The organism is Metapseudomonas resinovorans, from assembly GCF_002003485.1.
Lineage (GTDB): Bacteria > Pseudomonadota > Gammaproteobacteria > Pseudomonadales > Pseudomonadaceae > Metapseudomonas > Metapseudomonas resinovorans_D.
This window is the reverse complement of sequence record NZ_BDMA01000014.1, coordinates 75,642-97,823: the sequence shown is the minus strand read 5'-3', so window position 1 is coordinate 97,823 and position 22,182 is coordinate 75,642. Positions and strand designations below refer to the sequence as shown.

The window sequence follows — 22,182 nt, the reverse complement described above, 5'->3', positions numbered from 1 at the left end:
CTTGCTCGCGAAAGATCTCGCTCGGGCTGTTCGCGAGCAAGTCCGCTCCTACCTCCCGCCATTCTTCCCTTTGCACGGCGTACATTCTGGAGTAATTTAGATAACGTCAGTTATTTTAATTAAAACAACAGAGTTGACCGAGGCGAAGATGGCATCTGAAAACCATGATTTATCGCTGACTGCACGTCGGCGGCGCCTGCTTCTGCAGGCGATGGGCGGCGCGGCACTGGTGGGCGGGATAGCGCTCAGCGGACGCGTGACAGCCAACGTGCTGCGTGCGGGCGAGGACGATGTCCTGGACGTGGCGATCATCGGCGCGGGCCTGGCGGGACTGACAGCAGCCCGCGACTTGCACAGGGCGGGCTGTGAGTCCTTCGTCGTGCTGGAGGCCCGGGACCGGGTGGGTGGGCGCACCTACAACCATGACCTGGGCAACGGCGTCATCTCCGAGGCCGGCGGCCAATGGATCGGTCCAGGCCAGACCGCCATCTTCGACCTGGCCCGCGAACTGGAGGTCGATACCTTCCCTTCCTACTACCAGGGCAAGAACGTGTACCTGGTGGGCGGCGCCCAGTACGAGGAGGACCTGTCCGATAGCCAGGGCTCAGGCTCTCCGATCACGGAAAAGCTCAACAAGCTGGCGCGCAGTATCCCCAGCAAGGAACCCTGGACCGCGGCGGACGCGGCGGCCATCGACAAGCTGTCGGTCGGCCAGTGGCTGGCCCAGCAAGGAATCGACAACGTAGCCAGGCTCAGCTTCGATTCCTCCATCGGACTGACCACTGGCACGCCTCCTTCGAACCTGGCGCTGTTGCACTACCTGTCGCTGGTCAACTCCGCCGACTGCAGCATGGAAAAGCTCGAGGGGTTCAAGGGCGGCGCCCAGGAAACCCGCTTCGTTGGCGGCTCGCAGATCCTGAGCACGCGGATGGCAGAAGCGCTGGGCGACAAGGTCCGGCTAGCCTGCCCGGTACGCAAGATCGTCGGCTGGGACAGCGAAATCGTCGAAATTCATACCGACCAGGGCATCATCCGCGCCCGCCAGGTCATCGCCGCACTGCACCCGTCGCTGTGCAACCAGATCACCTTCGACCCGCCGCTTCCCGAGGGGCGCGCAGAGCTGAATCGCCTCTGGCCCTCCCATGCCCCCATGCGCAAAACGGTGCATGTCTACCCGCGTCCGTTCTGGCGGGAACAGGGCCTCAACGGCCAGATCACCCAGGCCGACGGGCCTCTGATCCTCTCCTACGACAACTCGCCTCCGGACGGCAGCGTCGGCGTCCTCAGCGCCTTCGTCAGGACCGCACAGCTGCCCCAGGATCCCAAGCGCGCCGAGAGCACCCTGTCGGCCATCTACGCCGAGGTACTGGGCGACGAAGCGCTGCACCCCACCCAGTTCCACGACCATGACTGGGGCAAGGTCGACCCCTGGACCCTGACCTGCGTCGGCTCCATCCCGCCGGGCTTCCTGACGAAATGGGGCAAGTACCTGAAGCCCTCGGTCGGTCGCCTGATCTGGTCGGGCACCGAAACGGCCGATATCTGGGCCAGTGGCATGGACGGCGCAGTGCGCTCCGGCCACCGGGCGGCACTCGAGGCACTCCAGGCGCTGGTAAACGTGCGGAGGGGCGCATGATGAAACGAGCTCTTCTCATCGGCACCGCAGTGGTAGTGGCAGGTCTCACGACGGCGACAGCCATCGTTGGACCGGAACTGCTGGCCGGTTATCGCTTCATGGACGCCCTCGACCGGTACTACGCCAGCTACGAAGCCAATGGCGGCGCCTGGCCGCAGATCCAGGATTCCTGCGCGCTCTGCCATGGCGTCAACGGCCAGCCCCGGGATGCGCAGTACGCAGCCCTTGCCGGTCAGCCAGCGTCCTATATCGAGGCCCAGTTACACGCCTTCGCCGAGGGGCGGCGCCACAGCGCGCAGATGGGGCCGTTAGCGGCGAACCTGAGCGACGTCCAGATCAAGACCCTGGCGGACTACTTCTCCCGCCAGCCGCCGGAAACGACGGAAGCACCTGAGCAGGACGACGCCCTGGCAAAGCGTGGCGAGGCAGTTGTCGCGGCCAGAGGATGCATCGCCTGCCACGGCGAAAGCCTCTCCGGCGGCCCCCTCGGGCCTCGCATCGCCGGCCAGGGTGAAGGTTATCTCTCGGACCAGTTGAAAGCCTTCAAGCACGGCCAACGCCAGGACCCCAGCCAGGCCATGAACGCCATGGCCAGCTCGCTATCGGATGAGGAGCTCAAGGCCACCGCCCACTACCTCTCCGGCCTGGCGCCAGCGCAGCCCCGCAGCGCCCACTGACCCACTGGCGAGCAGGGACGCTCGCCATCGCCCACCAGACCAACACCCCCTGGAAAACTCGCACGCGCCTGCGACCGCAGGTCGGTCTTATTTTACGTAACGTTTTATTTGCATAACATCTGTTGCGTAAATACGTGCAGCGCATTACAGTCCGGCAAAACAACAAAAGCTTCAGGAGCTCAGCTCATGAAAGACGCCGCAAACCTTCTCCATGCCGACGCCGGCATCTCCAACCCCCTTGCCCTACCCAATGCACCTGCCACCACTTGCCCGAACCGTTCGGGCAGTGCGCACCTCGCCATTGGAGCTCATCGAGCATCGCTGTTCATGGGACGCCTCGCGGGCTAAGCCGACTTCATCAATCAATTGCCCTGCTTACCTCGATGAGCACGGAGATGCATATGAGCAACAACCATTTCGACATCCTGATCATTGGCGCCGGCTTGTCGGGCATTGGCACTGCCTGCCATCTCACCAAAGAATTCCCGAACAAGAGCCTGGCCGTTCTGGAGCGCCGCGAGCGTATCGGCGGGACCTGGGATCTCTTCCGCTACCCGGGAATTCGTTCCGATTCGGACATGCTCAGCTACGGCTACAAGTTCCGCCTCTGGAACAGCCCGAAGATACTGGCCGACGGCGCCGAGATTCGCCGTTACATCCAGAACACCGCAGCCGAGTTCGGCATCACCGACAAGATCCAATATGGCCTGAAGGTCACGCGCGCGAACTGGTCCAGCGAACTGCGCCTGTGGCAGCTCACCGCCCTGCATGAGCCCAGCGGCACTGTGCGCACCTACAGCTGCAAGCAGCTGCTGTGCTGTACCGGCTACTACAACCAGGAAGACGGTTTCCTGCCCCAATTCCCCGGGGAGGAAAGCTTCAAAGGCATCAAGATCCACCCGCAGCACTGGCCGGAAAACCTGGACTACAAGGGCAAGAAGGTCGTTGTGATCGGTAGCGGGGCTACCGCCGCGACGCTGATTCCAGCCATGGCGAATAACGCCAGGCACATCACCATGCTGCAACGCTCGCCCTCGTACATCTATGCGCTGCCGTCCAACGACGTACTGACGCTCGCGCTGTCTCGCATCATGCCGAGTGAGTGGGCGCTCAGACTGGCCCGTAAACGCAACATCCTGATGTACCGCGCCATCTACGCGGTCTGCCGGCGCTGGCCCAAGCTGATGCGCAGCTTCCTGCTATCCCACGTGCGCAAGCAGGTCGGCCCGGACGTCGACATGCGCCATTTCACGCCCAAGTACATGCCCTGGGACGAACGCCTTTGCGCCGTGCCCGGTGGGGACATGTTCAAGGCCATTCGCGATGGCAAGGCCTCGGTCGAGACCGACCAGATCGAGCGCTTCACGAAGAAGGGCATCCTGCTGAAATCCGGCAAGGAGCTGGAAGCGGACATCATCATCACCGCGACCGGCCTGCAGCTTCAGTTGCTCGGCGGCATGGAGCTGTCGGTAGACGGCGCACCGCGCGTCATCGGCGACGGGATGACCTACAAGGGCGTGCTGCTGGAAGACCTGCCCAACATTGCCTGGCTGTTCGGCTATACCAACGCGGCCTGGACCCTGAAGGTCAGCGTCTCGGCGCAGTACCTGTGCCGCCTGTTCTCCTACATGGAAGAGAACCGCCTTGAAGTCGTCATCCCGCACGACAACGGCGAGAACTCCACCCCCAACAGCATCATGCACTCGATGAAGTCGGGCTACATCCAGCGCGATCAGCAGTTCCTGCCGCGCCAGGGGAAAACCTATCCCTGGCAGGTCGCCATGAACTACGGCCCTGACAAGAAGATGCTGCTGAAAGACGCCGTCGAGGACAGCCGCCTGGAGTTCCTGCCCGCCAGAAAAGCGAGCACGCCCGCCCCCAATGTCACGCCATTCGCCCTATCGCGAGACGCGAAGCCCGTGATCATCACTCGTGAAGCTCAGGGGGAGTAAACATGCAAGGTCAAATGATGACGCTGCCGCTGATCGTCTCCTCCCTGCTGGAACATGCAGAGCGCTATCACGGCGACACCGAGATCGTCTCCCGCACCGTCGAAGGGACGCTTCACCGCTACACCTATGCCGAGGCCCATCTGCGCGCCAGGAAAGCCGCCAACGCGCTGAAGAAGCTCGGCGTTCAGCAGGGTGATCGGGTCGGCACCCTGGCATGGAACGGCTATCGCCACTTCGAGCTGTACTACGCAATCTCGGGCATGGGTGCGATCACCCACACCATCAATCCACGCCTGTTCCCGGAACAGATCACCTGGATCGCGAACGATGCCGAAGACAGCGTCGTGTTCTTCGACCTGAGCTTTGCGTCACTGGTCGAATCCATCGCAGCGCACTGCCCGAGCGTCAAGTTCTGGGTCGCAATGACCGCCCCTGCGCACATGCCGGCCCTGAGCATCCCGAACCTGCTCTGCTATGAAGACCTGCTGGCCGAAGAGTCAGATGACTTCGCCTGGCCGCAACTCGATGAGCATTCAGCCGCCGCCCTTTGCTACACCTCGGGAACCACGGGCAACCCCAAAGGCGTGCTCTACTCCCACCGATCGACCCTGCTGCACGCCCTGTCCAGCTTGCAGCCGGACGCCCTGGCCCTCTCCGGGCGTGACGTGATCGCACCTGTGGTGCCCATGTTCCATGTCAATGCCTGGGGCCTTCCATACTCGGCGCCGCTGGTGGGCGCCAAGCTGGTGTTTCCGGGGGCAGCGCTGGATGGCGAAAGCGTCTTCGAGCTGTTCGAGAACGAGGGCGTCACCTTCTCCGCTGGCGTACCCACCGTGTGGCTGGCCGTGCTGCAGTACATGCAGAAAAGCGGCTCGGCACTGTCGAGCATCAAGCGCATGGTCGTCGGTGGCGCGGCTTGCCCACCGGCCCTTATGAAGAGTTACGAGAAAGACTTCGGCATCAAGATTCAACATGCCTGGGGCATGACGGAAATGTCGCCGCTCGGCACCGTCAGTACGCTCAAGGAATCGCACCTCAAGCTGAGCGACGAGGCGCGCTTCGCCATTGAGGTCAAGCAGGGCCGCCCGCCGTTTGGCATCGACCTGAAGATTGTCGATGACCATGGCAACGCCCTGCCCCGTGACGGCAAGACTTCCGGTGCGCTGCTGGTCCGTGGCCACTGGGTTCTCAACCAGTATTTCCGCAAGGACGACAGCCCGCTGCTGGACGGCTGGTTCCCGACAGGCGATGTGGCCACCCTGGACCAGGACGGCTTCATGCAGATCACCGACCGCTCCAAGGATGTCATCAAGTCCGGCGGCGAGTGGATCAGCTCCATCGAGCTGGAAAACATCGCCATGGGCCACCCGGCAGTCGCCGAAGCCGCTGCGCTTGGCATCGCTCATCCGAAATGGGATGAGCGTCCGTTGCTGGTGGTCGTGAAGAAAGCGGACCAGGGCGTCAGCCGCGAGGACATCCTGGCCCAGTATCCGGGCAAGGTCGCCAGGTTCTGTATTCCCGATGACGTGGTGTTCGTCGACGAAATCCCGCACACCGCGACCGGCAAGATCAGCAAGGTCCAATTGCGTGAACAACTGCGCGAGTACCGCTGGCCGACCGCCGACCAGGTGCAGGCCTGAGGTGGCGCCATGACGACTCACGTGAAAACCTTCACTCGTGTCATCCATCCAGCGAAGGGCCGCTGGGCAGGCGAGCTGCTCAATCTGCTACTGCGCATTACGGTGAAGTCGCGGCATGGAGTGCAGATCGACATTCCGAAACTGCGTGAAAAATTCCGCCAGCTGAATCGCCAGGCCCCCCGTGTCCTGGCTGACGTGCAACGCGAAAGCGTGGATTGCAACGGCGTTGCTGCCCAGTGGCTGTCGCCCAAGGGTTGCCGCCAGAACCGAGTACTGCTCTATATCCATGGCGGCGCATTTGTGGCTTACACGCCCGATGTGTACGCCGCCATGGTGGCGTCCTGGTGCCAGCCCCTGAAGGCACGGGCGCTGATGCTGGACTACCGCCTGGCTCCCGAGCACCCCTATCCCACTGCACTGGAAGAATGCCTTGCCGCCTACCAGTGGTTGCTGGATCAGGGCATCAAGGCCAAAGACATCGTCATCGCTGGCGATTCCGCTGGTGGCAACCTGGTCATGGCCACGCTGCAGCACCTCAAGGCTGCCAACCAGCCGCTGCCTAGCTGCGCGGTACTTCTCTCGCCCTTCCTGGATTTCACCCTCAGTGGCACGAGCGCGTTGGGAAATGCGCCGCACGATCCGATCTTCAACCTGGCCTTCGCGGTTGGGATCCGTGGTTTCTACGCACCCGCCGAGACCTATTCGCAACCATCGGTATCGCCCCTGTTCGGGGATTTCAGCGGCCTTCCACCGCTGCTGTTCCAGGTGGGCAGCACGGAAATGCTGCTGGATGACTCTGTGCGGGCCGCCGCCAGGGCCGACGCCGCCGGCGTCCCGGTGCAGCTGGAGATCTGGAAGCGGCTTCCCCATGTCTTCCAGATGATCGCTGCCCTGCCCCAGGCCCGTGCAGCGGCCCAGCGCATCCAGCGCTTCGTCAACGACCACACGGACTGGGATGGCTAACGGGCCGGCAATCAAGCTGCCCACCTCCTTCCTGGCCCCCTATTCGAGACCCGCAAAGATGGAATTCGACTACATCATCGTTGGCGCCGGCTCTGCCGGCTGCGTCCTGGCTAATCGTCTGAGCGCCAATCCGGATACCCGCGTCTGCCTGCTGGAAGCCGGCCCCGAAGACAAATCCCCACTGATCCATATCCCGGTCGGCATGGCGGCGATCCTGCCGACCCGCCACGTCAACTGGGCGTTCAAGACCGTCGCGCAACCCGGACTGGGCGGGCGCCTCGGCTACCAGCCGCGCGGCAAGGTACTGGGTGGCAGCAGCTCGATCAACGGCATGATCTATATCCGCGGTCACCAGAGTGACTTCGACGATTGGCAGACGCTGGGCAACGATGGCTGGTCCTTCGCCGATGTGCTGCCCTACTTCCGCAAGAGTGAGATGCACCACAGCGGCAGTAGCGAATACCACGGCGGTGACGGCGAACTCTACGTCAGCCGAGCCCATCGCCACGCCGCCACCGAGGCCTTTGTCGAAGCCGCGATCAACGCCGGCCACCGCTTCAATCCCGACTTCAACGGCACGCAGCAGGAAGGTGTCGGCTACTACGACGTGACCATCCGCGACGGCCGCCGTTGGAGCACCGCCACGGCCTTCCTCAAACCGATCCGTGAACGTAGCAACCTCACCGTGCTTACCGGTGCCCACGCCGAGCGCGTCCTGCTCGAAGGCAAACAGGCCGTCGGTGTGCAGGTCCTGGTCAACGGCGTGCACCTGCAACTGAAGGCGCGCAAGGAAGTCCTGCTGGCCGCCGGTGCCTTTGGCAGCCCGCACCTGCTGATGCTCTCCGGCATCGGTCCGGAGGCGGAACTCAAGCCCCAGGGCATTGCCGTGCAGCATGAGTTGCCGGGCGTCGGCCAGAACCTGCAGGACCACCCGGACGTCGTGCTCTGCTACAAGAGCAGCGACACCTCGCTGCTGGGCGTGTCGGTCAGTGGCACTCCGAAAATGAGCAAGGCGCTGTTCGATTACCTGCGCCGCCGGCGTGGCCCGCTATCCAGCAATTGCGCCGAAGGTGGCGGCTTCCTCAAGACCGATGCGAACCTGGCGCGCCCGGATATCCAGCTGCACTCGGTGATCGGCTCGGTGGACGACCACAACCGCAAGTTCCACTGGGGGCATGGATTCAGTTGCCACGTCTGCGTGCTGCGGCCCAAGAGCATCGGCAACGTGGGACTGGCCTCCGCCGACCCGAGCGCGGCACCGCGTATCGACCCGAACTTCCTCGGCCACGACGATGATGTCCGGACCCTGCTCAAGGGCTATCGCATGGCCCGCGAGATCGTCAGCCAGTCCCCCATGGCGCGCTTCGGCCTCAAGGATATCTACAGCGAGGACCTGCACAGCGACGAGCAACTGATCGAGCTGTTGCGCAAACGTACCGACTCCATCTATCACCCGGTCGGTACCTGCAAGATGGGTCAGGACGAAATGGCTGTGGTCGACAGCCGCTTGCGCGTGAAAGGCATCGAGGGCCTGCGGGTTATCGATGCCTCGGTCATGCCGACGCTGGTCGGCGGCAACACCAACGCCGCGTCCATCATGATCGCCGAGCGCGGCGCCGAGTGGGTCGCCTCGGCTTGAGGCACCGGCAAGGAACCGCGTCATGACGGACTAGGCTGGTTAGTAGCGTGTGCCTTGTTCACGTTCATTAGAGGAGAGCCCATGCCGAGACCAGCCCTCAGCAATGCGCCGCTCTCCCACAGCCGTGGCCGCATCCCCCCGCAAGGGGCGGCCCGGTATCTCTGCGCAGTATCGCGACTGCCCACGGCGGCGACTCACGCAACCCGCATGTTCACCTTCACAGTTCGCAAGTTCGATTTCAGCGGCGCACGCACTCTCGGCCGAGAGTGCGTGCGCCGCTTTGTATTGCTCGTTCCAGAGCGAGGAGACCACACATGAAACCACTCAAGACGCTCCTGCTCTGCGGCTATGCCTGCAGCCTGACGCTGGCCCTCACGGGCTGCCAGGAGGAAACGCAGACGGCGGAACCTCCACGCCCCGTCCGCACGGTTATTGCCAAGCCCGCAGCCATTGGCGAGGAGGTCGCCCAGACAGGCGAGATCCAGGCGAATGTCGAGACCAATCTTGGCTTCCGCATCGACGGCCGCGTCGCGACCCGTACCGCAGAGGTCGGCATGAACGTGGTCAAGGGGCAGGTTCTGGCGACACTCGACCCGAGCGATGTCCAGAACGAGGTGCTGACCGCCGAGGCCGAGGTGAAGAGCGCCGAGGCCGCAGAGGGATTGGCACGCTCGGAGCTCGATCGCCAGCGCACCCTCTTCAAGAAGCAGTTCGTCGCGCGCGCTCGGGTCGAGGAAGCCGAAGCCAACTGGCGCGCCGCGAACGCCAAGCTCAACGTCGCGAAAACGGGGCTGCAGACTGCACGCAACAAGTTGACCTACACAGAGCTGCGTGCGCCCGACGACGCCGTCGTCAGCACTGTCGCGGTCAATGCCGGACAGGTTGTCGATGCCGGCCAGCCAGCGATCACGCTCTCCTCGACCCACGAACGTGACGCCGTCTTCAATGTCTCCGAACGGATCTACACCACCGTGCCGCTCGACGTGCAGGTCGAAGTGGCACTCGTGTCCGACCCCACGATCAAGGTCATCGGCCCGATCCGCGATGCGAGCCCGACAGCGGACCCGGCGACCCGCACCTACCGCGTCCGTATCGCCCTGCCCGGCGCCCCCGACGCCATGACGCTGGGAGCCACTGTGACAGGGCGCATCATTCTGCCCGGCAAATCCCTCATCGTCCTCCCGGCCTCAGCCCTGACGAGCGAGAACGGCAAGCCGGCGGTCTTTGTGGTCCAGCCCGCCACCCAGGAACTCGTCCGCAAGCCCGTCGTGGTCGCCCGCCATACGGCGACGCAGACGCTGATCGAGTCCGGCCTCAGCGAGGGCGATGCGGTGGTCACCGCAGGCGTGAGCAAGCTCAGACCCGGCCAGAAGGTCACCTATAACGCGGCAGAGGTGACCAAATGAGTGCGAACAACGCATCCCCGGACAATCAGGGTGGCTTCAACCTCTCGGCCTGGTCCATCAGCCAGAAGCCGCTGATTTTCTTCCTCATGCTGATCACGCTGATTGGCGGTGCGCTCAGCTACACGAAGCTGAGCCGCAACGAGGACCCGGCCTTCACCATCAAGACCATGGTGGTGGCCGCCCGCTGGCCCGGCGCGAACATCGACGACACCACGAAGCTCCTGACCGACCGCCTGGAGAAGAAGCTGGAGGAGATTCCCTATCTCGACCGGCTCGACAGCTACACACGCCCCGGCGAGACCGTGATCATGGTGAACCTGCGCGACGATGCGCCGGCAAGCATCGTCCCCGACGCCTGGTACCAGGTGCGCAAGAAGATGGCCGACATCGCCACGACGCTCCCGAATGGTGTGCAGGGACCCTTCTTCGACGACGAGTTCGGTGACACCTATGGCCAGATCTACGGGTTCACGGCCGAGGGGTTTTCGGATCGCGAACTGCGCGACTACCTCGAAGGCGTGCGAGCCGAACTGCTGCGCCTCCCGGGCATCGGCAAGGTACAAGTCCTTGGCGTGCAGGAGGAACAGATCGCCGTCGAGTTCTCACCCGGCAAGCTCGCCGCCTTCGGGCTCGACGAAGAGGCCGCACTGCGGGCCCTGAAGGCGCAGAACGCAGTCAGTCCGACCGGCACGGTGCGTTCGGCCGACGACAAGATCGCCCTGCGCGTCAGCGGTGGCTTCGTGTCCGAGGAAAGCCTGCGCAACATGACCCTGCGGGCGAACGATCGTTTCGTGCCGCTGACCGAACTCGCCACGGTGCGGCGCATTCCAGCCGACCCACCGGCCCCGCAGTTCCGGGTCAACGGCGAGAAGGCGCTCGGCCTCGCCATCTCCATGGCCTCGGGCGGTAATCTCCTCGAGTTCGGCCAGGCGGTGCGAGACCGCATGGACGAAGTGAGGATGGCGCTGCCCCACGGTATCGAGATGCTTCAGGTAGCCGACCAATCGACTGTGGTGAAGCAGGCGGTGAGCGGCTTCCTCACGGTACTGGCCGAGGCGATTGCGATCGTGCTCGCGGTCTCGTTCCTCTCACTCGGCGTCCGGGCCGGGCTCGTCGTCAGTATCTCGATCCCCTTCGTCCTGGCATTGACCTTCATCGGCATGGAGCTCACCGGCATCGGCCTCCAGCGCATCTCCCTCGGCGCGCTGATCATTGCCCTCGGCCTGCTCGTCGACGACGCGATGATCACGGTCGAGGCCATGGTCGGGAAACTCGAAGAGGGCTGGAGCCTCGGGCGAGCGGCGAGCTTCGCCTACGATTCGACAGCCTTTCCGATGCTGACGGGCACCCTCGTCATGATCGCCGGCTTCATCCCGGTCGGCTTCGCCGCTTCAAGCGCGGGTGAGTATTGCTACTCGATGTTCATGGTGGTGTTGATCTCGCTGTCGGCGTCCTGGGTCGTCGCCGTCCTGTTCTCGCCACTGCTCGGCACCCTGATCCTGCCGAAATCGCTGCCGAACCACGGCCATGGCGGCGGCCGGATCATGAGTGCCTACGAGCGTGTCCTGGCCTGGGTCCTCGGTCATCGCGCCATCACCCTCACGGTGGCGGTCATGGCCTTCGTGGTATCGCTCAGTACCTCCGCCTACCTCGAGCAACAGTTCTTCCCGCCCTCCGACCGGCCCGAGCTCCTGGTCAGCCTGACGCTGCCGCAGAACGCGTCGCTGGAGGCCACGGATCGGGAGGCACTGAAGCTCGAAAAACTGCTCAAGGACGACCCTAACGTCGAGCGCTTCTCGACCTATGTCGGCTCCGGCGCAATCCGTTTCTACTTGCCGATGGAGGTGCTGCTGCAGAATGACAACGTCACCCAGACGGTGGTGATCGCGAAGGGCATCAAGGAGCGCGACGCTCTGCAGGCCAGGCTCGCCGCAACGTTCAAGACCGAATTCCCGGGCCTCATCGCCCGCGCGACGCCACTGGAACTTGGCCCGCCGGTCGGCTGGCCGCTCAAGTACCGAATCACCGGCCCCGATCAGACCAAGGTGCGCGACATCGCCGGGCAGCTCGCCAACCTCCTCTCGGCCAACCCGGACACGCGGGAGGTGCACCTGCTGTCGGGCGAACCGCAAAGGAGCGTCCTTGTTGCAATCGACCAGACCCAGGCACGAGCGCTGGGGCTTTCGTCCGAGGAGGTGGCGAGCAACATGGCGGCGATCTTCTCAGGCACGACGGTGACGACCGTGCGCGACCAGGACCGGCTCGTCGACGTGATTGTGCGAGCGCAAGTCGGTGAGCGCACCGATCTGGCGACTCTCGCCAATCTGCAGATCCGCACCGCGCAGGGTCATACCATCCCGCTTTCCCAGATAGCCAAACTCAGCTACGGCGTTGAGGATCCGATCGTCTGGCGGCGGCAGCGTCTCCCGCTTGTCACCGTCCAGGGCGATGTCCGCGAGGGCCATGAAGCAGCGACTGTCGTACATGCGCTCGCGCCCGCCGTGGCTCAATTCGCCGCCGGACTGCCCAAAGGCTACAAGGTCGAAACGGGCGGCGCGGTCGAAGAGGCGGCCAAAGGCAGTCACTCGCTCGCTGCCGTCCTGCCGGTGACAGCACTCGTGATGTGCGTGCTGCTGATGGTCCAACTGCGCAGCTTCTCGCGCATGTTCCTCGCCCTCGCGATGGCGCCATTCGGACTGATCGGTGTCGTCCTGGCGATGTTGCCAACCGGAACGCCCATGGGCTTTGTGGCGCAGCTCGGTGTCATTGCCCTGGTCGGCATGATCGTCCGCAACGCGATCATCCTGATCGAGGAAGTGGACATCAATGTCGGTGCGGGCCGGTCGCCACGCGACGCCATCGTGCACGCCGCGATGCACAGGGCACGCCCCATTGTGCTGACGGCATGCGCGGCGATCCTCGGCATGATTCCGATCGCGCCGCAGATCTTCTGGGGGCCGATGGCCTTTGCGGTCGTCGGCGGGCTCGCCGTCGCGACGATCGTGACCCTCACGGTCCTTCCCTGCGCGATCTCCCTCCTGCTGCACTGGGAGAACCGCGAGCGAACGCCGCAGTTGAACACTTTGCCTGGTAACTGATGATCGCTCGAGCCGGCACAGCGACGCCGGCCTGAGTGTGCCCACCCCTGAGCGAGTCGGTGCTGCTGCAGCCTGGTGCCCTGCCCGGGCTGCTGGCCCCTTCCGGAATGTCAGAGCTCGAATGGAATGCTGACTTTGGCCCACAGCATGTCGCCCTCCGGGCGGTTCTCCACATCGAACTCCTTGGCCCAGCGAATCTCGGCGCTGCAGTACTCGAGGAAGGTGTAGTGCAGTGCCGGGCCGACGGCGAAGACCTGGCCACGCATGCCGTCGTCCACATCCTCGCCGAAGAACTGCACGGTCCTTCCATGCTGTTTGTCGTCGGTGGTCTGCTTCAGGTAGTAGCCGTTCAGGCCCAGGCGCAGGTTGTCGGTCACCCCGTAGCTGGCCGAATAGTCGAAATGGAAGATCTGCCCGGAGCGATAGTCGGTGTCGTCGTTCTCCTCGTTGAAGCTGTAGGTAGCCTTCAGCGACAGCTCGGTACGTTCCGTGGGAAGCCAGGTAAAGGAAAACAGCGGCTTGTAGGTGTAGAAGTTGGTGCTGGTGTTGGCCAGCCGGTCGGCATCGTAATGGCCGGTGGGAATGGTGATTTCAAGCGCGGCGCCCAACGTGAGGGTCTTGCCCATGTCCCAGAGGATGATCGGGGCCAGGGTGGTGTCACCGATGCTGTTCCGCTCGTCGTTCAGGCCGAAGGCGGAGACCCGCTGCCGGACGTAGGGTACGGCGATGTAACCCCCCAGTCGCCCGCCGAAGACCCGCAGCGGGCCCACGTAATCCAGACGCGGGGTGATCGAATCCGAGGTGATCTCGGCGCCGGGCACCTTGCCTCCCTGCGAACTGATGTTCAGCTTCTTAGCCTTGTAATGGTTGTAGTAGAGGACGAAGGCGAACAGGTGGTCGGGCAGGTTGTTCACGTCCAGGGGCAGGGTGAAGAAGCCATCGGTTCCCGGCGCGATGTTGTCCACGCCGTTCTCGGTGGCGTGGGCGGAGACGCTGAGGGCCAGGATGAAGCACGCCGCCACGCGCAGTGGCGTATGCGCAAGAGTCGAATTCATGTTTGCGCTCATTATTATTGGATAAGGGGTGGCGGGCTTTGGCCCTGCCTTAGGTATAGGCGAATTGGCTATCGGGGTAAGGGAATTGGCGGTCAGCGAGGGACGATCGGTGGCCCAAAAGGGGACAGACCGAAAAGGCCGAAAAGGCCGAAAAGGCCGAAAAGGCCGAAAAGGGGACAGATTTATTTTCTCTACTCTAAACGCCCGCTCTGGCCGAAAGCCGTCTCTCACAATCGGATGCTCTCGGTCGAAAGCTGCCACTTGTCAGACGGGGCCCCCTGGGCAATTTGGCATCACACTCGGCACTTCTCCCTCACAGAAAAAAGACGCCCCGAAGGGCGCCAAAACGGAGAATCTTGACCGGCTCCTGCGCCGCCGGGCGCAGAGTGGAGGCGTCAGCGCAGCAACAATCGCAGCAATCCCTGGGTCAGCCGCCCATAAGGCGGCTTGAGCAGGAAGCTGCCGTTGAACCGAGCCTGGTAGAAAATCGGCCGCATCTTGCTGAAGGTCTGGAAACCTTCTTCGGCGTGGTAATGGCCCAGCCCCGAATTGCCTACGCCGCCAAACGGCAGGTTTTCCTGCAGCACGTGCAACATCACGCTGTTAACCGAGACACCGCCGGAAAGCGTCTGCCGCAGTACCTGCTGCACACGCCCCGAGTCATCGTCGAACAGGTACAGCGCCAGTGGCCGTTCATGAGCATTGATGTAGTCCACGGCCTCTTCCAGCTGGCGATAGCCGAGCACGGGCAACAAGGGGCCGAAGATTTCCTCCTGCATGATCTGCATGTCGTCGCGCACGTTGAACACCAGGTGAGGCGCCAGCTTGCCAGCACGACGCGCCTCTTCGACATCGGCCAGCGCCACGACCCTGGCGCCCTTCTCGCGGGCATCAGCCAGCAGGGCCTCGACTCGCGTCAGCTGGCGGACGTTGATCATGCAGCTGTAGTCCGGGTTGGCTCCCAGCGGCTGCGGGTAGTAGCGGGCCACGGCAGCTTGGGCATGCTCGATGAATTCGGCCTCGCTGCCTTCGGGCAGGAACAGGTAGTCAGGGGCCACGCAGGTCTGCCCGGAGTTCAGGCACTTGCCCCAGAGAATGGTCTCGGCAGCGCCCTTCAAGGAATATCCCGGCGCCACCAGGGTCGGCGACTTGCCGCCCAGCTCCAGGGTCACCGGCGTCAGGTTCTCGCTGCAATTGCGCATGATCTGCCGGCCGACTTCCGGTGACCCGGTGAAGATCAGGTGATCGAACGGCAGGCGGGAAAACTGGTCGTTGATTCCGGGTCCTGGCTGAATCACGGCCACCAGGTCCTGGCTGAAACGCTGGCCGAGCAGGCGCGCCAGCAGCGCCCCATAACGACTGGAGTCGCTGGCGATCTTGATCATGGCGCGGTTGCCGGCGGCCAGGGCTCCGCAGAGCGGCCCCAGGGTCAGGTAGAGCGGATAGTTCCAGGGCGCGGCAATGCCGATCACCCCGAGCGGCTGGGCGAGCAGCGCGGCGCGTCCGGGCTGGAACCAGATCCCGACCCCACGGCGCTGCGGCTTCATCCAGCGCTTCAGGCACTTGAGCGCATGGTTGATTTCGCTGACCAGGCCAAAGATGTCCAGCAACTTGGTCTCGTGCACGGAGCGGTGGCCGAAATCGGCTGCGATCGCGGCGGCGATTTCATCGGCGTTATCCAGCACCACAGACTTCAGGGCCAATAGATTGGCGCGACGGGTCTGATACGACGGATAGCGTTCACGGGCGAAGGACGCGCGTTGACTGGCAAAGACCTGGCGCACCTGCTCGACGGCCGGCCCGACTTGTTCGATCGACATGGGAAGGACTCCGGCGTTTCAGCGAATGCGGACCGCTTTGGCTCGTTCGAAAGCGAAATAGGAGTAGTACAGCTGGACCATCATGTACGACCAGCTCACCAGGGCAATCGTCAGGAACACCACCTTCGTCTCGTCACCGGGGATCGGGAAGAAGTCATAGATGCAGGCAACCATCAGCCCCAAGGCGCCCCCGAGGGTGACGCCCAGCGCATGCCACTTCTCTCCAACACCCGCCAGCTTCCAGATGAAGTAGGCGAGGTAGAGGGTATATACCCCCCACATGATCACGTAGTAATAGGGAAGCGGCTTGACCATGAAGTCGGCTTTGATCAGGACGAAGGTCGCCGCAAAGGTGACCACGAATATCAAGGCGTCCTTGAATGCCGAGGGTTTGAAGCTGTGGGTGACGGCCATCAGACCGAGGACAGCGACGATGGGGATGCCAAAGCCACGGGAGAAGGCGTCGAGAAAGTACGAGATGCTGTAGTTGATCTTCGCCAGCCCCGGCAGGTCGGTCTGGATCAACATCCAGAGCAACAGATTGGTGCCGGAGAACGCGACGATCATCCACTCGAAGCCGAGCAGGTAATTACCCCGTCTGACGAACTTCGCCCCGTAGATGTATCCGCACAGCACCAGCAGGACGCAGGAAAGCAGCGCCAAAGTCTCTTTGATATCCATGGTAATAGCCTCTGATCTTGGTTACTTCGCCGCTGGAGCGAGTGCTGCCAGGTAGTGGGAAAGTGCCTTGCGATCGTCCGGGGACAGGTTCGCGGTGACGGCCTTCATCGAGCCGGTCGGATCGGTTCGCCGGCCCTCGGCGAAGGCATCCAGCTGCGCCTGGAGGTAGTCGACCCCCTGCCCCGCCAGACGCGGGAACTGCGCTTGCCCCATCAACGTCGCCCCGTGGCAGGCCGTACAGGCCCCGGTCGCCACAAGCGCCTCGCCTTTTTCCCGCAGGGCGGGATCGGGCTGGAACCCGTGGTTCTCGATGGCAGGCTGGCGGGCGAAGTAGTCCGCCAGACGCGAGATCTCGTCCTCGCTCAGGGTCTTTGCAAGCGGCTCCATGTTCGGGAAGCTCCGCTGGCCATTGGCGAAGCTGTGGAGCTGTGCCGTCAGGTAAGCGGCGGGCTGCCCCGCCAGACTCGGATAACGCTGGTGCAGGGAGCTGCCGTTGGCGCCGTGGCAGCCGGTGCAAGCATCGGCCACCTGCGGCCAGGCGCCTTCGGCCTCATAGGCCTTGGTGGTGGTTTCGATATGATCCAGCAGGTAGTAGAGGCCGACCAGGTCGCGCCCGAACAGCGCCAGCAGCGCAACGAGTAGAACGCCAATACCCAGCAGTAGTTTCTTCTTCATCTCCGCCCCCTATGCCTGGCGCAACGAACTGAGCGCCTGCAGCGCGCTCTGGTGACCCGAGCGCACGGCGCCGTCCATGTAGCCCGCCCAGATCTCGGCGGTCTCGGTGCCCGACCAGAAAAGGTTGCCGCAGGACGGCCGCAGGGATTCACCATGGGTGGTCCAGAAACCCGGCGGGATCGCGGAGACGCAGGTAATGCTCCAGGGATCGGCCTGCCCCCAGTCATGCTCGTGATAGGCAACCGGGCTCAACGCCTCGTCGCCGAGGGACCGCGCATAGACCTCCGTCAGAACCCGCTGCGCGGCCTGATGGTCCGAAGGCACCTGGGCATTGACGATGAAGGCATTGATGACGCCGATTTCCCCTCCAGGCGGCGAGTTGTCCCAGGCCCAGAGCACCGGTCCCTTGACCTGGATGGTGTGCCCGTTCAGGCCCTTCTCGCGCCAGAACGGCCGCTTGTAGACCATCGCCGTCTTGCGTGCCGGACTGTGGGCTGGCCAGGCACGCTGCAGGGCTGCGCGCCCTTCCGGTAGCGGCGGATCGAAACGGACCTGATTGCACAGGGCAGGATGGATCGCCACGATCACCCGGCGGGCGCGGATTTCCCCCTGGTCTGTGTGCAGCGTGACTACATCGGTATTCCAGCCGGAAATCTCACGGACCGGGCACGACAGGCGCACCTTGTCGCCAAGCTGCGCAGCCATCCTAGTGCACAGAATCTGCGACCCGCCAACCAGCCGGGTCCCCTGGGCACTGTCCTTGATCGAGTCGAGCTTCATGTAGTCGCAGCTCGCCGAATTGACCATCGACAGGAAATGCAGCAGTCCCATCTTGGCCGGCGGCACGCCACAGGTGAGTGTGAAGCTGGTATCCCAGCCCGAGCGGTCCTCGGGCTTGATGTTCTGCTGCGCCAGCCAATCGCCCGCCGAGAGCTTGTCCAGCTCGGCGGCCCGCGAGGACTTCCAGGGCGAGCCGGAAGGCACGTCGCGGGACAGATCGCTGAGCTTGGCGGCGACAGTCTCATCGGTGCCGAAAGTGCCCTTCAGATCGATCGCCAGGCGCCCTTTCTCGCCACCCAGGATGACGGTTTCCCCCTCGCAGTAGGTCGGGAAGGTGCCCACCTCCAGCTCGCGGGCGAGGTCCGCCACGGCCGTCTGGCCTGGCCCGATCCATTGACCGCCCACTTCGGAGATGTAGCCCGAGCCCAGGTCGTGGTTGAGCACCCGGCCTCCGACCCGGTCCCGCGCTTCCAGGACCACGAAGGAATCGCAGCCCGCCTGTTGCAGGTCGCGAGCCGCAGTCAGCCCGGCGATCCCCGCACCGATGATGGCGATGTCGAGCACGCCATCTGCGTCGTCACGGGCGCCTTGCGGACTCTCGCTGGCGCCCGCCAGCCCCGCGTGCAGGCCAAGACCGCCCACGGCCGCCGTGGCACCGGCGAACTTCAGCAGCTGCCGCCGATTCAAATCGAAGGATGAAGATGAGGTGGGCTTGTCAGCCATACAAGGAGCCTCACGCAATTGTTATTTGGATTCGTCACTCGCCGGAAACGGCAGTGCGGCTTCGGGCAAACAGCGACAAGACTGGTTCAGGCGCCGAGTGGGCTGAGGACCGACCTGCGCCGCAACTGCACGCCGAACATGACCATCCACAGGGGGAAGATCAGCACGACGACAACCAGCAAGGCAGCGGTGAACGCCTCCAACTCCCGGAAGAACCCGGCTACGAAGTAGAGCCCGAAGCACCAGCCGACAATCTTCAGCGGCAGCAGTATCGAAGCTCCCCAGCCCGCTCTCTTCAGGTGGCCACCAACGACGAGCCCCCAGAACAGAACGACAGGCCCTTCGCACCACCACAGGCCCCGTTGGCTGCCGACCGCGATGGTCGTCCAGGCAGTTTCGGCGGCAGCCTTCGCAGCCTCCCCGCCTGCGGCATGGAGTTCCGCAAGCGGATTCAGCACGGCCAATTGCAGCCCCGCCCCGACCACGCCCAGCACGACATAAGTGGTGATCGCCAGAACCGCCATGTCACCCAGGGCGCCCGCCTCGCTGCGGAAGCGGTTCCAGAGGTAGCCGCCGATCGCCAGCAAAGGCAGATAGAAGCCCAGAACGTCGGCGAACATCGACAGCCGGAAGTACTGCCTCGCCTCGGCGGACAAGGTCAGCATCGAGGCGCCGTGCAGCGTCAACGCCATGTCGCCGTGCGTCACCATGACCATGAAGCCCACGTTCAGGTAGGCGAAGATGCCGCCCAGGATCGCGGCCCAGGCCGTCACGCGTACGGCCTCGTTCGAGCAGGTATTCATAGGTACTCCATGAGTTGAAAAAGATGGCCGAAGCCGGGGCCCTGGCCAGGGCAGCGACCGCCGGCGTTGGCGGTCAGTCGATGGCGGTGCCACGCACCCTGCGATTCACGTAGCGGTCCATTGCGTTCGCCCCCATCAGCGCAGCCTTGATGGCGCACCACTGCAGCGGTTCGGGAAGCGCGGAAGGCGTCTTGTGGCGCAACGCCGCGAGCAGCGGGTGTTCGATGCCGCCGATCCGCTCGGCCAGCAGATAGCCAACCAGGGACTGGGTACCGACGCCGTGCCCCGAGCAACCGGCGGTGTAGAGGATGTTTTGCTGCGGCCCGGTTTCACCCACCACTGGCAGGGCGTCGTACGCCAGGCTGATGTAGCCGCTCCAGCACGCACGGATGGAAATGCCCCGCAAGGTCGGGAAACGGTCGTCCAGGGCCTGCACCAAAGCGCCATAGGCCGCCGTGTCCGGCCGGTTCGGCGTTTGCGAGCCATAGGCATAGCCAAGCTGCTTGGTCGTGACGAGCAGCGTGTCGCGCGCCGTCAGGCGGTGGCTTTCCATGGTCCAGTGGGGTGTCACCACGCCCTCTCGTCCCGCCCAGCCGAGGGAGGCCAGTTGCGCATTGGACAGCGGCTCGGTTTCGATCGCAGAGACCCGCAACGGCGCCACCTTGTCGCGGAGCAGGCCAAGCTGCGGCGTATAGGCATTGGTGGCGAGCACCATGAATGGCGCGCTGGCGGTGCCCCGCGCGGTCTTGCAGGTGATGGTCGGGCCTTCGCTGTAAGACAGCAGAGGGGTCCGCTCGTACAGCTTCACGCCGGCCTTCAGCGCCGCGCGCCGCAACCCCATCACGTACTTGCCGGGGTCCAGCGTGCCGCCATGCTGCACGCAGCCGAACAGGAAGGCCGGCGGAATACCCCGTGCACGCATCTCAGCGGAATCCACGAAGCGGGTGACGGAACCCAGCTCCGCACCTTGGGCCATGCTGTGCCGCAGCCTCTTTTCCTGGGACGGATGCACTACCGCGCGGATGAGCCCGCTCGGGTTGTAGTCGCAGTCGATGGCGAGTTCGCGCAGCCGTCTTTCCACATAGGTCACGCCCTCGTCGTAGAACTTGACGATCCCTTTGGCCTGCTCATGGCCCACGCGCTTGAGGAAGAGCTCGAACTCGACGCCCATGCTGCCGGCGAGGTAGCCCGCATTTCGCCCGCTCGCACCGAAGCCGGCGAACTCCTGTTCGAGGACGATGACCTTCGCCCCCAGGGCCGTGAGTTCCAGTGCAGTGGACAGACCAGCAAAGCCGGCACCGACCACGATCACGTCGGCGCTGACATCACCCACCAGTTCCGGCTGCAGATCGTCAGGCTTTTCCACCCATCCGCCAATGAGACGAAATCTCTCGGCCAAGGGACTTCCCTTTGATTCTTCTGCAAGACGAGTCGCAAACATGGAGGTGTCTCCTGGGAAGCTTTTGTTGTTTTGTCGAACTCTAACGCTGGAAATACTTTTACGCAACAACTGTTATTTTAATTTATCGCGAGACGAATTCATCCCCCCGACGCAACGCCGAAATGCGCCAGTTATTGGCCGTTCCAGGACGAAAATCGCCTGTTTGAAAGACGGGAAGCCCCCAGCAACGGGGGCTGCCGCGATACGAGACTCCGACCAGGGAGAGGCATCACCCGATGCGGAGCACGGAGAGCCATGCCTGACTGCAAATGGCCGGACGAGCGGGCCTCAATAACAGGCGCCGCGATCCAGTCTGATCACTCCCACGGATAGAACGGCGGCATGCTGGAAGCCCGCCCGGAAAAGCTCGGCACGCGCTTCTCGATGAACGCCCGCACGCCTTCGCGCCCGTCCGCCTGGCTCGTGTAGAACATGGCCAGTGACTCAACCTCATGTGCAGCCATGGGAGAAGGCTGAGCACTGTTGCGCCACAGCATCTGGCGAATCAGGCCGATAGATACCGGTGAACGGTCTTTCACCAGGGCTGCGGCGAATGCACTGGCCTCCTCCACCAGCGTTTCTGCCGGCAGAACTGCGCGGATCAGCCCCTTCTCAAGCGCTTCGTTGGCGTCGAAGATTTCCGCCCGGTAAAACCACTCCATAGCCTGCTCCAGGCCAACGATGCGAGGCAGGAACCAGCTCGAGCAGCCCTCTGGGGTCACCCCGAGCTTGCCGAACACGAACCCGAAGCGGGCCTTGTCCGAAGCGAAGCGAAAATCCATGGGCAGCAGCATGGTCGACCCGACACCAACCGCCGCACCATTGATCGCGCCAATGATCGGCTTGAGACACTCGTACATGGCCAGTACCACGCGCCCGCCGGTGTCACGCACGCCATGCAGGATCTCCTCGCTCTCCCCCCGCTCACGTACGTCTTGCAGCGTTGGCGTCAGGGACTCATTCAGGCCGAAGACATTGCCCTCGACCGACAGATCCATGCCGGCGCAGAAAGCACGCCCCTCGCCCGTCACGACGATGGCGCGCACCGAATCGTCCAGGCTGGCGCGGCGGTAGGCATCGACCAGTTCGTCACACATCTGGACGGTGAAAGCGTTGAGCTTGTCCGGACGCGACAGGGTGAGGAGCAAAATGCCCTCGTCGTTCACGTCATAGCGAATCGTCTCGTAAGACAC

General features: G+C 63.7%; 17 protein-coding genes. 9 read left to right on the top strand and 8 right to left on the bottom strand.

What is annotated here, in order from left to right:
• Nucleotides 1-148 precede the first annotated feature (148 nt).
• The 9 genes from MnOB_RS04235 (at nucleotide 149) to MnOB_RS04200 (ending at nucleotide 13,011) form a co-directional block, all read left to right on the top strand.
• Nucleotides 149-1,636 carry a flavin monoamine oxidase family protein gene (locus MnOB_RS04235; protein WP_077522348.1) on the top strand — a complete coding sequence of 496 codons (1,488 nt, stop codon included), beginning with the start codon at nucleotides 149-151 and terminating at the stop codon, nucleotides 1,634-1,636.
• Nucleotides 1,636-2,313 carry a c-type cytochrome gene (locus MnOB_RS04230; protein ID WP_077522376.1) on the top strand — a complete coding sequence of 226 codons (678 nt, stop codon included), beginning with the start codon at nucleotides 1,636-1,638 and terminating at the stop codon, nucleotides 2,311-2,313. The genes MnOB_RS04235 and MnOB_RS04230 overlap by 1 nt, the downstream gene beginning before the upstream one ends.
• A 186-nt stretch (nucleotides 2,314-2,499) precedes the next feature.
• Entirely contained in the window at nucleotides 2,500-2,661 is a 162-nt protein-coding gene (locus MnOB_RS28755) for a hypothetical protein (RefSeq protein ID WP_158713767.1), read from the top strand.
• A gap of 53 nt (nucleotides 2,662-2,714) precedes the next feature.
• Nucleotides 2,715-4,265: a flavin-containing monooxygenase gene (locus MnOB_RS04225; RefSeq protein WP_077522346.1), complete on the top strand. Its 1,551-nt coding sequence runs from the start codon at nucleotides 2,715-2,717 to the stop codon at nucleotides 4,263-4,265.
• A 2-nt stretch (nucleotides 4,266-4,267) separates the two neighbouring features.
• Entirely contained in the window at nucleotides 4,268-5,905 is a 1,638-nt protein-coding gene (locus tag MnOB_RS04220; protein ID WP_077522344.1) for a 3-(methylthio)propionyl-CoA ligase, read from the top strand.
• 9 nt (nucleotides 5,906-5,914) lie between these two features.
• A complete protein-coding gene (locus MnOB_RS04215; RefSeq protein ID WP_077522342.1) occupies nucleotides 5,915-6,868 on the top strand; it encodes an alpha/beta hydrolase in 954 nt (317 codons plus the stop codon).
• Nucleotides 6,869-6,926: 58 nt separating this feature from the next.
• Nucleotides 6,927-8,507, top strand: coding sequence for a GMC family oxidoreductase (locus MnOB_RS04210; protein WP_077522340.1), 1,581 nt, complete (start codon nucleotides 6,927-6,929; stop codon nucleotides 8,505-8,507).
• 314 nt (nucleotides 8,508-8,821) lie between these two features.
• Complete coding sequence (locus MnOB_RS04205; protein ID WP_077522338.1) at nucleotides 8,822-9,913, top strand: efflux RND transporter periplasmic adaptor subunit; 1,092 nt, start codon at nucleotides 8,822-8,824, stop codon at nucleotides 9,911-9,913.
• Nucleotides 9,910-13,011, top strand: coding sequence for an efflux RND transporter permease subunit (locus MnOB_RS04200; RefSeq protein WP_077522336.1), 3,102 nt, complete (start codon nucleotides 9,910-9,912; stop codon nucleotides 13,009-13,011). The genes MnOB_RS04205 and MnOB_RS04200 overlap by 4 nt, the downstream gene beginning before the upstream one ends.
• 110 nt (nucleotides 13,012-13,121) lie before the next feature.
• Here MnOB_RS04200 and MnOB_RS04195 read toward each other — a convergent pair whose 3' ends face one another.
• The 8 genes from MnOB_RS04195 to MnOB_RS04160 all read right to left on the bottom strand — a co-directional run bounded on the left by MnOB_RS04195 (nucleotide 13,122) and on the right by MnOB_RS04160 (nucleotide 22,182).
• On the bottom strand, nucleotides 13,122-14,066 hold the full coding sequence (locus MnOB_RS04195) for a SphA family protein (protein ID WP_077522334.1): 945 nt from the start codon (nucleotides 14,064-14,066) through the stop codon (nucleotides 13,122-13,124).
• 395 nt (nucleotides 14,067-14,461) lie between these two features.
• On the bottom strand, nucleotides 14,462-15,886 hold the full coding sequence (locus MnOB_RS04190) for a coniferyl aldehyde dehydrogenase (RefSeq protein WP_077522332.1): 1,425 nt from the start codon (nucleotides 15,884-15,886) through the stop codon (nucleotides 14,462-14,464).
• Nucleotides 15,887-15,904: 18 nt separating this feature from the next.
• On the bottom strand, nucleotides 15,905-16,567 hold the full coding sequence (locus tag MnOB_RS04185) for a hypothetical protein (protein ID WP_077522330.1): 663 nt from the start codon (nucleotides 16,565-16,567) through the stop codon (nucleotides 15,905-15,907).
• Nucleotides 16,568-16,588: 21 nt separating this feature from the next.
• Nucleotides 16,589-17,242 (bottom strand): c-type cytochrome, encoded by a 654-nt coding sequence (locus tag MnOB_RS04180; protein WP_077522328.1) that lies wholly within the window; start codon nucleotides 17,240-17,242, stop codon nucleotides 16,589-16,591.
• A 9-nt stretch (nucleotides 17,243-17,251) separates the two neighbouring features.
• Nucleotides 17,252-18,745, bottom strand: a complete 1,494-nt coding sequence (locus tag MnOB_RS04175) for a flavin monoamine oxidase family protein (RefSeq protein ID WP_077522326.1) — start codon at nucleotides 18,743-18,745, stop codon at nucleotides 17,252-17,254.
• Nucleotides 18,746-18,831: 86 nt separating this feature from the next.
• Entirely contained in the window at nucleotides 18,832-19,548 is a 717-nt protein-coding gene (locus MnOB_RS04170; RefSeq protein ID WP_077522324.1) for a hypothetical protein, read from the bottom strand.
• A 73-nt stretch (nucleotides 19,549-19,621) separates the two neighbouring features.
• Entirely contained in the window at nucleotides 19,622-20,947 is a 1,326-nt protein-coding gene (locus tag MnOB_RS04165) for an NAD(P)/FAD-dependent oxidoreductase (protein ID WP_371578908.1), read from the bottom strand.
• Between the two features lie 359 nt (nucleotides 20,948-21,306).
• Nucleotides 21,307-22,182, bottom strand: a complete 876-nt coding sequence (locus tag MnOB_RS04160; protein ID WP_077522320.1) for a crotonase/enoyl-CoA hydratase family protein — start codon at nucleotides 22,180-22,182, stop codon at nucleotides 21,307-21,309.

Coding starts and splice junctions, on each gene's coding strand:
- MnOB_RS04180 (WP_077522328.1), bottom strand. CDS start 17,242: ATGAAGAAGAAACTACTGCTGGGTATTGGCGTTCTACTCGTTGCGCTG.
- MnOB_RS04225 (WP_077522346.1), top strand. CDS start 2,715: ATGAGCAACAACCATTTCGACATCCTGATCATTGGCGCCGGCTTGTCG.
- MnOB_RS04210 (WP_077522340.1), top strand. CDS start 6,927: ATGGAATTCGACTACATCATCGTTGGCGCCGGCTCTGCCGGCTGCGTC.
- MnOB_RS04215 (WP_077522342.1), top strand. CDS start 5,915: ATGACGACTCACGTGAAAACCTTCACTCGTGTCATCCATCCAGCGAAG.
- MnOB_RS04220 (WP_077522344.1), top strand. CDS start 4,268: ATGCAAGGTCAAATGATGACGCTGCCGCTGATCGTCTCCTCCCTGCTG.
- MnOB_RS04200 (WP_077522336.1), top strand. CDS start 9,910: ATGAGTGCGAACAACGCATCCCCGGACAATCAGGGTGGCTTCAACCTC.
- MnOB_RS28755 (WP_158713767.1), top strand. CDS start 2,500: ATGAAAGACGCCGCAAACCTTCTCCATGCCGACGCCGGCATCTCCAAC.
- MnOB_RS04170 (WP_077522324.1), bottom strand. CDS start 19,548: ATGAATACCTGCTCGAACGAGGCCGTACGCGTGACGGCCTGGGCCGCG.
- MnOB_RS04235 (WP_077522348.1), top strand. CDS start 149: ATGGCATCTGAAAACCATGATTTATCGCTGACTGCACGTCGGCGGCGC.
- MnOB_RS04205 (WP_077522338.1), top strand. CDS start 8,822: ATGAAACCACTCAAGACGCTCCTGCTCTGCGGCTATGCCTGCAGCCTG.
- MnOB_RS04190 (WP_077522332.1), bottom strand. CDS start 15,886: ATGTCGATCGAACAAGTCGGGCCGGCCGTCGAGCAGGTGCGCCAGGTC.
- MnOB_RS04175 (WP_077522326.1), bottom strand. CDS start 18,745: ATGGCTGACAAGCCCACCTCATCTTCATCCTTCGATTTGAATCGGCGG.
- MnOB_RS04230 (WP_077522376.1), top strand. CDS start 1,636: ATGAAACGAGCTCTTCTCATCGGCACCGCAGTGGTAGTGGCAGGTCTC.
- MnOB_RS04195 (WP_077522334.1), bottom strand. CDS start 14,066: ATGAATTCGACTCTTGCGCATACGCCACTGCGCGTGGCGGCGTGCTTC.
- MnOB_RS04185 (WP_077522330.1), bottom strand. CDS start 16,567: ATGGATATCAAAGAGACTTTGGCGCTGCTTTCCTGCGTCCTGCTGGTG.